13 protein-coding genes are annotated in these 12,201 nt (G+C 64.2%); 11 read left to right on the forward strand and 2 right to left on the reverse strand.

Going from position 1 to position 12,201, the window contains the following annotated elements; all coding sequences use genetic code 11:
* The 6 genes from L598_RS21415 to L598_RS09215 form a co-directional block, all read left to right on the forward strand.
* On the forward strand, positions 1 to 748 hold a 748-nt coding region (locus L598_RS21415; protein ID WP_186444980.1), incomplete at its 5' end, for a zinc-binding dehydrogenase.
* 56 nt (positions 749 to 804) lie between these two features.
* Complete coding sequence (locus tag L598_RS09195; RefSeq protein WP_144861817.1) at positions 805 to 1,800, forward strand: TRAP transporter substrate-binding protein; 996 nt, start codon at positions 805 to 807, stop codon at positions 1,798 to 1,800.
* Complete coding sequence (locus tag L598_RS09200; RefSeq protein WP_144861819.1) at positions 1,797 to 2,351, forward strand: TRAP transporter small permease; 555 nt, start codon at positions 1,797 to 1,799, stop codon at positions 2,349 to 2,351. The genes L598_RS09195 and L598_RS09200 overlap by 4 nt, the downstream gene beginning before the upstream one ends.
* The gene (locus tag L598_RS09205; RefSeq protein ID WP_144861821.1) at positions 2,348 to 3,619 is read left to right on the forward strand and encodes a TRAP transporter large permease; all 1,272 of its coding nucleotides are present in this window, start codon (positions 2,348 to 2,350) and stop codon (positions 3,617 to 3,619) included. The genes L598_RS09200 and L598_RS09205 overlap by 4 nt, the downstream gene beginning before the upstream one ends.
* A gap of 18 nt (positions 3,620 to 3,637) precedes the next feature.
* Positions 3,638 to 4,489, forward strand: coding sequence for an amidohydrolase family protein (locus L598_RS09210; RefSeq protein ID WP_144861823.1), 852 nt, complete (start codon positions 3,638 to 3,640; stop codon positions 4,487 to 4,489).
* A 30-nt stretch (positions 4,490 to 4,519) separates the two neighbouring features.
* Complete coding sequence (locus L598_RS09215; protein WP_144861825.1) at positions 4,520 to 5,293, forward strand: aldolase/citrate lyase family protein; 774 nt, start codon at positions 4,520 to 4,522, stop codon at positions 5,291 to 5,293.
* A 42-nt stretch (positions 5,294 to 5,335) separates the two neighbouring features.
* Here the strand turns inward: L598_RS09215 and L598_RS09220 are convergent, their stop codons facing one another.
* Positions 5,336 to 5,860, reverse strand: a complete 525-nt coding sequence (locus L598_RS09220; protein ID WP_144861827.1) for an Lrp/AsnC family transcriptional regulator — start codon at positions 5,858 to 5,860, stop codon at positions 5,336 to 5,338.
* A 176-nt stretch (positions 5,861 to 6,036) separates the two neighbouring features.
* On the opposite strand from L598_RS09220, the gene L598_RS09225 reads away from it, so the two are divergent.
* Genes L598_RS09225 through lpdA form a run of 5 tightly spaced genes read left to right on the forward strand, consistent with a single transcriptional unit; the run spans position 6,037 to position 11,250 of the window.
* Positions 6,037 to 6,261: a hypothetical protein gene (locus tag L598_RS09225; RefSeq protein WP_144861829.1), complete on the forward strand. Its 225-nt coding sequence runs from the start codon at positions 6,037 to 6,039 to the stop codon at positions 6,259 to 6,261.
* Positions 6,262 to 6,317: 56 nt separating this feature from the next.
* Positions 6,318 to 7,550, forward strand: coding sequence for a 3-methyl-2-oxobutanoate dehydrogenase (2-methylpropanoyl-transferring) subunit alpha (locus L598_RS09230; protein WP_144861831.1), 1,233 nt, complete (start codon positions 6,318 to 6,320; stop codon positions 7,548 to 7,550).
* Positions 7,551 to 7,552: 2 nt separating this feature from the next.
* Positions 7,553 to 8,566, forward strand: coding sequence for an alpha-ketoacid dehydrogenase subunit beta (locus L598_RS09235; RefSeq protein WP_144861833.1), 1,014 nt, complete (start codon positions 7,553 to 7,555; stop codon positions 8,564 to 8,566).
* Between the two features lies 1 nt (position 8,567).
* Positions 8,568 to 9,848, forward strand: coding sequence for a dihydrolipoamide acetyltransferase family protein (locus L598_RS09240; RefSeq protein WP_144861835.1), 1,281 nt, complete (start codon positions 8,568 to 8,570; stop codon positions 9,846 to 9,848).
* Positions 9,849 to 9,852: 4 nt separating this feature from the next.
* A complete protein-coding gene (lpdA, locus tag L598_RS09245; protein ID WP_144861837.1) occupies positions 9,853 to 11,250 on the forward strand; it encodes a dihydrolipoyl dehydrogenase in 1,398 nt (465 codons plus the stop codon).
* Between the two features lie 5 nt (positions 11,251 to 11,255).
* Here the strand turns inward: lpdA and L598_RS09250 are convergent, their stop codons facing one another.
* Positions 11,256 to 12,101: an amidohydrolase family protein gene (locus L598_RS09250; RefSeq protein WP_144861839.1), complete on the reverse strand. Its 846-nt coding sequence runs from the start codon at positions 12,099 to 12,101 to the stop codon at positions 11,256 to 11,258.
* Between the last annotated feature and the right edge of the window lie 100 nt (positions 12,102 to 12,201).

The following is a 12,201-nucleotide window of genomic DNA, read 5'->3' on the forward strand; positions in this document are numbered from 1 at the left end:
CGGCGAGCCGAGGCTCTTTCGCGATGATCAGCCCATCGGTCAGTTTCTGGCCACGTCGACATTCGCGCAGTACGCCGTCGTTCCCCAGGGCGGTGCTATACGGATTTCGCCGGACATGCCTCTGGACGTGGCTTGCATCTTGGGTTGCGCGGTTATCACCGGGGTTGGCGCGGTCACCCGGGTCGCCCAGGTCCGCAGGGGCGACTCGGTCGGCGTGACAGGTTGCGGGCCGATCGGCCTTAACGTCATCCAGGGCGCCCGGCATGCCGGCGCCGAAATCATTGTCGGGGCGGATCCCAAGCCGGAGCGACGCGAACTCGCCCTGAGTTTCGGCGCCACGCATGCGATTGATCCGCTCGCAGACGATGTCGCTTCGATGATGCGTTCGTTGACCGGTGGGCGCGGTGCCGACCACGGCTTCGAGACCGCTGGACGTGAGGATGCGCTCCAGACGACGCTGGAGCTGACCCGGCCCGGCGGGAGCGTGACAGTCCTCGGAAAGATGGATCCTGAAAGGCACGTACGATTGCGGTTCGGGTCGCTGATGGGCGACCGCACCATCCGGCGTTCTGCTCTCGGCGGCGGCCAGGCGGCCAAGGACATTCCAGCCTTTGTGAAGGCGTACCTCGAGGGCCAGCTGATGCTGGACGAACTGGTCACGTCCAGAGTGCCGCTCGCTTCCATAAACCCGGCGCTGGCAGACGCAGGTCAAGGGACGTCGATCCGCAGCGTCTTGATGTTGAGTTGACCGCACTTGAATGCGGTCTGCAATCACGGTTTCAACTACGATCAGGGAGGTCATGAATGTCTAGGAAATTGATGGGTCTGGCAGTCACTATCGGGCTCGCGCTCGGTGCGCCCGGCGCCGCGATGGCGCAGGACTACACGTGGAAATTCGGCTGGGCGAGCGCGGATTCGCAGACCGATCCAAACGGCGTGACAGCCCACGAGTTCAAGAAGGCCGTCGAGGAACTGACCGGCGGCAAGATCAAGATCGAGCTCTATCCGAACAGGCAGCTCGGCGATGAAAAGGCCATGATGGAAGGCCTGCGCTTCGGAACCATTGAAAGCGCAACGATCACGGCGTCGTCCATGGCGGCAGTCGAACCGGCATTCCAGGTCGCAGACCTCCCCTTCCTGTTCTCCGATGTCGAGAGCGCCTACCGCGTGTTCGACGGCTCGGTCGGCAATCAGCTGGCCGAGAAGATGGAGTCCAAGGGGATCAAGGTGGTCGGCTACATGGAGCTCGGCTTCCGACAGATGGTCAACAACGTCCGACCCGTCACGCAGCCGTCCGACATCGTGGGCGTCAAGTACCGCGTCATGCAGAGCCCGCTCTACATCGCCATGTTCTCGTCCATGGGCGGCAACGCGATCCCCATGGCATGGGGCGAGATGTTCGCCGCGCTGCAGCAGGGCGCCATCGACGGCATGGAAGGACCACTGCCGATCCTCGAAGCCAACAAGCTCTACGAGATGGCCAAATACCTGTCGCTGACGAACCACAGCTACACCCTCGGCGGCATACTGGTTTCTAAACAGGCCTTCGACAGCCTCCCGGCGGACTTGCAAGACGCTGTCATGAAGGCCGGGAAGCAGGCCGGCAAAGCGCAGCGGGAAGCGATGGGCAAACTCAACGAGAGCCTTGTCGAGACCCTCAAGGGTCACGGCATGCAGGTCAACGAGATCACCGACAATAAGCCCTTCCGTGAGGCCCTTTCGAAGGTTTACGCGGATGCAGAAGCGACCATTGGCAAGGAACTGATGGCGGAAGCGATCGCCGAAGCCGACAAGAAATGAGCGACCGGACCACCAAGGACGGAGAGGGCGCCCGCCGCGCTCTCCAGTGGGCTCAGGCCCTCTATGCCGCTGTATCGGACGTGCTGGCACGCACCCTGCTGTGGACCGTGATCGGCGCGATCGTCGTCATGCTCGGCTGCATTTCGCTGCAAGTTTTCATGCGCTATTTCCTCGGCGCTCCTCCCTCCTGGGCGGAGGAAGTTGCGATGCTGGCGTTCTCCTGGAGCGCTTTGGGCGCGCTGCCGCTCGGCGTTCGCGAAGGCTTCCACGTCCGCATTGAGTTGCTAAAGGTCGCGTCTCCGGCGCTGAAAGGCGCCGGGGAGCGGCTGCTCAATTTCCTTATCGCTGCGTTCGGAGTCTTCTTGGCTTGGGCTGGATGGCGTTTCGTCGACTTTACCGCAGGCGGTAGATCAGCCGCGGCCCGCTACCCGCTCGAACTCCTTCACGCGATGGCGCCGATCGCAGGTGCGCTGCTCGTCGTGTTTGCGCTCCAGCGCGCCTTTAGCACGAGCGTGCCCACGCTGCCCGATCCGGAAATGGCGCAACCATGACCACCGCAGCCATCATTCTTTGCGGCGGGTTCCTGGCGCTGATCATCGTCGGGATGCCGTTTGCGCTCGCCATCGCTGTCGCGTGCATGTTAGTCGTGCTCTTCAAAGGCATGGAACCAGCCTTTCTCGCCGCGCAGCTCATTTCGGGCTCCCAGTCCTTCAGCCTGCTCGCCGTCCCGCTGTTCATACTCGCCGGAGGCCTCATGGGCGCCGGCGGTATTACCACCCGGCTGATCGGGGTGGCGAATGTTCTGGTCCGCCACTTCACGGGTGGCCTGGCCATGGTCGTCGTCGTCGCGGCGACGATCTTCGGATCCATCTCCGGTTCGGCCCCTGCCACGACGGCAGCGGTGGCCGCCATGATGATCCCTGCCATGGTGGCCGCCGGATACGACAAGGCCTTTGCCACCTCCATCTGCGTCAGCGCGGGCGTGCTGGGGCCGCTACTTCCCCCGTCGATCGCGTTCGTGATCTGGGGCGTCATTGCCGAGCAGTCCATCCCCAAGCTGTTCCTGTCCGGCATCGTTCCGGGACTGACGATCGCCGCCGGGCTGCTCGGCATCTGCTACTTCCATGCCAGGCGCAACAATCTCCCCCGCGAAAAGCGGGCCGACCTCGGCGAGATTGCGACAGCCGTCTGGGACGGTAAATGGGCCCTGTTGTCGCCCTTCGTGGTTCTGGGTGGCATCTATGGCGGCATCTTCACGCCGACGGAGGCCGCGGCCATCAGCTGCGTTTACGCGCTCGTCATCGGTGCGCTTGTGGAACGCAAGTTCACGTGGGGCTCGTTGACGGCGAGCCTGGGCACAGCGGCCCGCACGTCCTCCGTCGTCCTCTCGATCGTGGTCGTGTCCGCGGCCTTCGGCGTCCTCGTCGCGCAGGAGCGTGTCGCTCTCAACCTCGCCACGTACCTCGCTGAAGCCATCGACCAGCGCTGGATCATGCTGGCCGGGATAAACGTCGCGATCTTCGTGCTGGCCGCGTTCATGGACGAGGTCGCGATCATGCTCATCCTAGGCCCACTGCTGATCAGCCTGGCCAACCAGTTCGGCGTCGATCCGATTCACTTCGGTTCGATCATCGTCACCAACGTCGCGATCGGCATGGCGGCGCCGCCGATCGGCTACTGTCTCTTCGTCGGGATGGCTGTTTCCGGCCTCACGCTCGGACAGATCAGCCGAGCGATCTGGCCACAGATCATCGTCATGTTGGTCGTCCTGTTTCTGACGACCTACATCCCGCAGTTCGCCCTGGTTTTCGTGCGCTAAAGGTCCGTCGGAGGAGCAATGAACTATCTCAAGCAGCTGGATGAGACGTCGAGGCCGACACGGTTGCAGGTACCGGAAGGGGCCTGTGACTGTCATTCACATGTGTTCGGCGACCCGGCGATCTACCCCTTTGTCGCCGAGCGTAGCTACACGCCTCCCCCTGCCGCTCCGGCGGAGTATCGACGAATGCTGGACACGATCGGCTTCACGCGCGCCGTCATCGTTCAGCCGAGTGTCTATGGCTTCGACAATCGCTGCACGCTGGACGGCGTTGCCGAGATGGGCCTCGATCGGACACGCGCCATCGTCCAGATTTCCGGCAACGAGTCGGCCGCCGAACTGAAGGCGATGGACGAACGTGGCGCGCGCGGCATCCGATTCATCACGGTTGCAAAGGGAGGGACATCACTCGACTTGCTCAAGTCTGCAGCGGGGGCGATCGCGCCGCTTGGCTGGCATGTGCAGATGTATCTGTCGTCCGATCTTATCGTGAAGATGGCCGACACGATCCTCTCCCTCCCGGTAGACGTGGTCATCGACCACATGGGTCACATCACCACCGATTCGTCAGCTGAAGAATGCGACGCTGTGTTCCGCCTGCTGGATTCAGGCCGCGTCTGGATGAAGCTGTCATCCTATCGCGTGTCGCACCGCGGAGCCCCCTATTTGGACGTGAAGCCGATCGCGGAAGAGTACCTCAGGCGCGCGCCCGATCGATGCGTCTACGGTTCCGACTGGCCCCATCCCAACCTGACCGAATTCATGCCGGACGATGGCCCATTGATCGACCTGCTGGCCGACTGGGCTCCCGACGAGGTCGTTCGGCGCAAGCTGCTCGTCGACAATCCCGCCCGTCTCTATCGATTCTAGACCACTCAAGCAAAGTCGGATCAGACCGGTATGAGCAGTACAATTGTCAGGCGCATCGATTCCGGCGGCCTCGCTCTGGGGCTGATTGTCCGCATGTCCCGGTCGTCCGAGATCGCAGCCATCGCCAAGGCCAGCGACTACGACTTCATCTTCATAGACTGCCAGCATGCGGCGTTCTCCCACGAGACCGTCGTGCACCTCGTCCAGTCGGCGCGCGTGGCCGGCCTGGACGCCTTGGTCCGAGTGCTTGGACCCGACGATCCCAACATCCCGCTCTGGCTGGATTGCGGGGCACGCGGGATCATCGCGCCCGACCTCGTCTCTGCCGAACAGGCACGACGCTTTGTGTCCCGCTGCAAGTTTCCTCCGTCGGGCCGACGCTCGTTCGGAGGGCCAATGCAGCACATGGGTTATGCGGCCGTCGATACGTCCGACCTGTCGTCGCTCAATGCGGGTGTCCTCTGCGTCGGAATGATCGAGACCGCCGAGGCCATCGAGGCCGTTGACGAAATCGCCGGCGTCGAGGGTCTCGACGTGCTTCATGTGGGCATGAACGACCTTTCGATCGAACTTGGCACTCCCGGTCAGATGACTGCTCCGGTTGTGCTCGACGCCGTCGCCGCCACGGCCAAGGCGGCCGCACGCCATTCCAGGATATTCGGTGTCGGAGGCGATCGCGACCCGGTGCGCCGACGTGAATACATCCGCCAGGGCGCACGTCTGGCGACGATGGAGAGCGATGTCGGTCTGTTGCTCAAGGCCGCCACGGATGCGGCGACGCTGGCGCGTCAGGACCTGAGCTGACCATTGCCTTCGACGCCTGGCGCAACCACCGACCCGGCGTCGTCAAACTCGGTCTATCGATCCACGCAGATCGAGTTCGAGAGGGTCTACGGCGACGCTTCGCTTGAGCGATCTGAGCGAGAACGTCGATTTCGTATGCCGGATCCCCTTGATCTTGTAGAGCCTCTCGCGAAGCAGCCGTTCGTAGTGATGCGTGTCGGCGACGGCGATCTTCACCAGGTAGTCGTACTCACCGGTGACGAGATCGGCTTCGATGACTTCCGGGATCGCCGCGAGCGCGCTGCCGAAGTTCTCGACCGCATCTCCGTCGTGCTTGTCGAGCGTGATCTCGACGAACACCACGTCGCGCAACCCAAGCGCCTCATGGTTGACCAGCACCGTGTAGCCGTTGATCGTCCCCGACGCCTCGAGACGCTTGACGCGTGACCAGCAGGGCGACGCGGACAGGCCTACTTTTGCAGCAAGGTCGTTGATCGTCAGGCGGCCGTCGGCCAGCAGGGCCGAGACGATCTTGCGATCGATCCCGTCCAACGCTCCGCCGGTCTTCTTTCTCGCCTTGCGCGTCATTTCGGTGCCTTTTCGCTTGCAGGATGAGGTACCGAACCGCGGCCCTCTGAACCAAGGCGTTCCTACTGCATTTCCCTCAAATGACAACAGGAACACCCGCACTATTGGCTTAATGTCGGCAAGAATGGGAACATTTTCTGCGTCGACTTGGACATAATCCCTGCAGGAGGACCTTCATGCGGGCGACCTTTACGTGCGAGTCGGGAGTGGGCGAGTTGTCGCGGGTCCTCGATACGCTCCGGCGAATGGGCATCAAGCTCGTCGCCATCGAGGCGAAGCCAAGGGATGACCGCATGGCGGTCATGATCGAGCTCGACGGCGGAGACGACAGGCTCCGCGAGACCTTTCAACACAGGCTGTCGCTTATAGCGGGCGTCGGGGAACTGCAGACCGGGTCGTAACGAGCGAAAGCAGTCATCCGCGCATCGTCAGGATCTGCGCAAGGGACGAGGAATCGATGTCAGACTATCCGCCGCTGTCGCTGCACGTTCCTGAGCCCGAGCTGCGGCCAGGCGATACCCCGGATTTCTCCAACGTCGCCATCCCCAAGGCGGGATCGGTTCCTCGCCCTCCGATCGATGTCGATGCAAAGGACATCAAGGAGCTCGCCTATTCGATCATCCGCGTTCTCAACCGCGAGGGCGAAGCAAAAGGGCCGTGGGCGGGGTCGTTGACCGCCGAAGAGACCCTGGCCGGGCTGCGCCACATGATGACATTGCGTGCCTTCGACGCCCGAATGCAGCTGGCCCAGCGCCAGGGCAAGACCTCGTTCTACATGCAGCATACGGGCGAGGAAGCCGTGTCCTGCGCCTTCCAGCGGGCGCTCCTGCCAGGTGACATGAATTTCCCGACCTACCGCCAGGCTGGTCTCCTCGTCGCCAGCGGCTATCCGCTGGTGGACATGATGAACCAGGTCTTCTCCAACGAGGCAGACCCCGTCAAAGGACGCCAACTTCCGGTGTTCTATTCCTCCCGGGAGCACGGCTTCTTCTCTATCTCGGGCAACCTCGCCACCCAGTTCATTCAGGCTGTTGGTTGGGCGATGGCGTCCGCGATCAGCAATGACACGAAGATCGCATCTGCCTGGATCGGCGACGGTTCCACCGCGGAAAACGATTTCCACGCGGCTCTCGTCTTCGCCTCAACGTACCGCGCACCCGTTGTCCTCAACATCGTCAACAACCAGTGGGCGATCTCCACCTTCCAGGGCATCGCCCGTGGCGGCTCAGGCACCTTCGCGGCCCGAGGCCTGGGCTTCGGGATGCCTGCGCTGCGCGTCGACGGGAACGACTACCTTGCCGTCCACGCAGTCGCCAAATGGGCTGTCGAGCGCGCCCGGCGGGGTCTCGGGCCGACCCTTGTCGAGTACGTGACCTACCGCGTCGGACCTCATTCGACATCGGATGACCCGTCAGCCTACCGCCCGAAAACGGAATCCGACGCGTGGCCACTCGGTGATCCCGTCATCCGGCTTAAGAACCATCTGATCCGCCTCGGCGTCTGGTCAGACGAACGCCACAAGCAGGCTGAGGCCGAAATCCAGGACGGCGTCGTCGCCGCGCAGAAGGAAGCTGAAAAGAACGGCACCCTGCATGCGGGCGGGAAGCCTTCCGTCCGCGACATGTTCGAGGGCGTCTACGCAGAGATGCCGCCTCACCTGCGCCGGCAACGACAGCAGGCGGGAGTCTGACCATGCCGCGCATGACAATGATCGAGGCAATCCGTTCGGCCATGGATATCTCCATGGCTCGCGACGAGAAGGTCGTCGTTTTCGGCGAAGATGTCGGTTACTTCGGCGGCGTGTTCCGGTGCACGGCGGGGCTGCAGCAGAAGTACGGCAAGTCCCGCTGCTTCGACACGCCCATCTCGGAGCTTGGCATCGTCGGCGCCGCGATCGGCATGGCCGCCTACGGTCTGCGGCCCTGTGTCGAGATCCAGTTCGCCGACTACTTCTACCCCGCCTACGACCAGATCGTCTCGGAGGCGGCGCGGCTCCGGTTCCGCTCGGCCGGCCAGTTCACCAGTCCCATCGTCGTCCGCATGCCGACCGGCGGCGGTATCTTCGGCGCCCAGACGCACAGTCAGAGCCCTGAAGCGCTGTTCACCCACGTAGCGGGCCTGAAGACGATTATTCCGTCCAATCCGCGCGACGCCAAGGGCCTGCTCATCGCGGCGATCGAGGACCCCGATCCGGTGATCTTCCTCGAGCCGAAGCGGCTCTACAACGGGCCGTTCGATGGACACCATGACCGGCCCATCATGCCATGGTCGAAGCACGATCTGGGCGAAGTGCCGGATGGCCACTACACGATCCCTCTCGGTAAGGCAGAGATCATGCGCAGTGGCTCGGATCTGACCGTCCTGGCCTACGGAACGATGACCTTCGTCGCCCTCGCCGCGGCCGAGGAGACCGGAATCGACGCGGAAGTCATCGATCTGCGCACGCTGGTTCCGCTCGATCTCGAGACCATTGTCGCGTCGGTTCGCAAGACCGGGCGCTGCGTAATCGTCCATGAGGCCACGCTCACATCGGGCTTCGGAGCAGAACTCGCCGCGCTCGTCCAGGAGCACTGCTTCTACAGTCTCGAGACCCCTATCCAGCGAGTGACCGGCTGGGACACGCCCTATCCGCACGCGCAGGAATGGGACTACTTCCCCGGCCCGAAGCGTGTCGGCGAAGCGATGGTCGCCGTGATGGAGGCCTGAGATGGGTGAGCACGTCATCAAGCTTCCCGATGTGGGCGAGGGCGTTGCCGAGGCTGAACTCGTCGAGTGGCATGTCCGGGTCGGGGATCTCGTCCGCGAGGATGCCATCGTCGCCGCGGTCATGACGGACAAGGCCACGGTCGAAATCCCGACGCCGGTCGAAGGCAAGATCCTGTGGCTGGTCGCGGAGATCGGTTCGGTCGTAGCTGTCGGCTCGCCGATCGTCCGCATCGAGACCGCCGGAGACGACGCAGGCCCGGAGCCGGTGCAGGCGCAGCCGGAAGCTGCCCCCACCGCCCCCTCGCCTGCGCCATCGGTGGTTGCGGAGCCGGTCGCACCGGCACCCGCGAAACGCAATGCGGCGGTGCCGTCGACCGTTGTCCGCCGGACCGGCCTACCGCGTCCGGAGGGCGAGAAGCCGCTCGCCTCGCCAGCCGTCAGGCAGCGTGCCCGCGAAGCGGGGATAGACCTTCGTCAGGTGCACGGCACCGGCCCGGCCGGTCGTATCGGCCATCAGGACATCGACGCATTCATCGCCCGCGGGACTCAGCCACCCGCCCTGGCCGGAATGCAACGCCGGCTGGGTGTCGAAGAGATCAAGGTGGTCGGCCTCAGGCGCCGCATCGCCGAGAAGATGGTGATCGCCAAGACGCGCATTCCGCACATCACCTATGTCGAGGAGGTCGATGTCACCGACCTGGAATCCGTGCGCGAAAAGCTCAACGCGCGGAAGCGGTCCGATCAGGTGCGACTGACCATCATGCCGTTCCTGATGCGCGCGATGGTCAAGGCCATCACGGAGCAGCCGGCGATCAACGCGACCTTTGACGACGACGCGGGCATCATCCACCGCCATGCGCCGATCCACATCGGCATTGCGACCCAGACCGCCGGCGGCCTCATGGTCCCCGTCGTCGAGCATGCCGAAGCCCGCGACCTGTTCGATTGCGCGACGGAGGCGGCGCGCGTGTCCGAAGCCGCGCGCAACGGGTCGGCCACGCGCGAGGAGCTGTCCGGCTCGACGATCACCATCACCTCGCTCGGTGCGATGGGCGGCATTGCGACGACCCCTGTCATCAATCATCCCGAAGTCGCGATCGTCGGCGTCAACAAGATCGCGGTTCGCCCGTCATGGGACGGAACGCAGTTCGTCCCCCGGAAGATGATGAACCTGTCATCCAGCTTCGATCACCGCATCATCGACGGGTGGGAGGCCGCGATCTTTGTTCAACGCCTGAAGGCACTTCTGGAAACTCCTGCCCTGATCTTCGTGGAAGGCTGACCTCGTGAAGGACATCGCCTGCAAGCTCCTCGTCATCGGCYSGGGMCCCGGCGGCTATGTCTGCGCCATCCGCGCCGGCCAGCTGGGCATCGACACGGTCATCGTCGATCCGCAGAAGCCGGGCGGCACCTGCCTGAACGTCGGATGCATCCCGTCGAAGGCGCTCATCCACGCGGCCGATGAATTCCTGAAGGTCCGCGACTCCGCATCCAGTGGCAATGTCCTTGGTATCACCGCGGCGGCGCCGGCGATCGACCTGTCGAAGACCGTCGACTGGAAGGATGGCATCGTCGGCCGGCTGAACGCCGGCGTGCTGGGGCTGCTCACCAGAGCCGGGGCCAAGTCGATCACCGGCAAGGCCCGGTTCCGCGACGGCAAGACGGTCGTCGTCCAGACCGAGACCGGCCCCCAGATCATCCGGGCCGAGGCGGTGGTCATCGCCACCGGTTCGGCTCCGGTGGAACTGCCCAACCTGCCCTTCGGCGGCAACGTCATCTCGTCGACCGACGCTCTTGCTCTGCGCCAGCCTCCCGGCCGAATGACGGTCGTCGGTGGCGGCTATATCGGTCTTGAGCTCGGCACGGCCTTCGCCAAGCTGGGCACCAAGGTGACGATCGTGGAATCGATGCAGGCGATCCTGCCGGTGTGGGACGCGGAACTGACGCGGCCTGTGGCACGGCGTCTCGCCGAACTCGGCGTCGAGATCGTCACCGGTGCCCGGGCGCAACGTCTGGCCTCGGACGGAGCGGGGCTTGTTGTCAGTCACGCCGATGGTACGGAACAGGAGATCGCCGGCGACAGGGTTCTCGTCACCGTCGGCCGCCGGCCCGTGACGCAGGGCTGGGGCCTGGAGGAGATCGACCTCGATCGCGACGGCGCCTTCATCCGCGTCGACAATCGGTGCCGCACCTCCATGCGCGGCATCTATGCGATCGGCGACGTCACCGGAGAACCGATGCTTGCCCACCGCGCCATGGCGCAGGGCGAGATGGTAGCCGAGATCATCGCGGGCCGTAATCGCGCCTGGGACAAGCAGGCCATCCCGGCCGTCTGCTTCACCGATCCCGAGGTGGTCAGCGTCGGTCCGTCACCGGACGAGGCCAGGCGCGGCCACGGCGACGTGACGGTCGGGCGTTTCCCGTTGTCAGCCAATGGCCGTGCCATGACCATGCAGGCCGAAGACGGCTTCGTCAGGGTCGTGGCGCGTGCGGACAATCATGTTGTCCTCGGCATTCAGGCGGTGGGCACCGGCGTGTCGGAACTCTCCGCCACCTTCGCGCTCGCCTTGGAAATGGGAGCCCGCCTGGAGGACATCGCCGGCACGATCCACGCTCATCCGACCCAGAGCGAGGCCTTCCAGGAGGCCGCGCTCAAGGCGCTCGGTCACGCGCTCCACATCTAGCCGCGTCAGCGGCTGAAATAGAGCCGGTCCGGATTGTCGACCAGCAGCCGGCGCCGGACGGTCTCGTCGTCGAACCATTCCGCGACGACGTCCAGCAGGGCGCCATCATCAGGTGGATCGCCTGCGTAGGAGACGTGCGGCCAGTCCGTTCCCCACACGATCCGCTCGGGGTTGGCCGCGCCAAGCAGCCGCGCCCGCGCCGCGGACGGCTCGAAATGCGCGGCGGAGAGTTTCACCCACGCGTCGCCGCTCTCGAGCAGTCGCAGCAGTTCAGCGAACCCGGCACAGTCATAGCGGTCGAGCAGCCGCGTCTGCGCCATGTGGTCGAACACGAGTGGTACGCCGAAAGACCTCAGCTCCGGCGCAATCCTCGGCAGGTCTCCCTCGTCGACATACAGCTGCAGATGCCAATCAAGATCCCGCATCAAGGGCGCCAACCGCTTCAGGTCATCAAGGCTCAGCCCACCGGGCGCGATGGTCTGAGACCGGATGCCACGGGCGCCTCGGCCATGAAGGTCACGCAGCCGCTGCGCGGTGACGTCGCCGTCGACCACGACCACGGCCCGGGCCTTGCCGCCCGCCCGTTCGACCGCGTCGAGCGTGCAGTCATTGTCAGTCGCGTAGAAGCTCGGCTGGACGACGACGCATCGCTTGATGCCGAGATGCGCAGCGACCCTCGCGTAGTCGTCCCATGTCGCCTCGGGCGGCTTCAGCCCGCGCTCCACGCGATAGGGGAATCGATCCAGCGGTCCGACGATGTGCATGTGCGCATCGCATGCATTCGCCGGGACGTCCCACGAAGGCCGGCTGATGACCTTCCTGAAGCCTGCCAGATTGGTGCTGACGGCCATGCTCGCCTCCGCTCGTGGAAAAGGATCGGAACGGGTTTGCAACCGCGCGTCACCGGTCAAAAACACATTGCCGCAAAGTGAATTATCAATGATAAGGCCA

Origin of the sequence: Mesorhizobium sp. J18, assembly GCF_007829525.1 — a bacterium.
Classification (GTDB): domain Bacteria; phylum Pseudomonadota; class Alphaproteobacteria; order Rhizobiales; family Rhizobiaceae; genus VLJP01.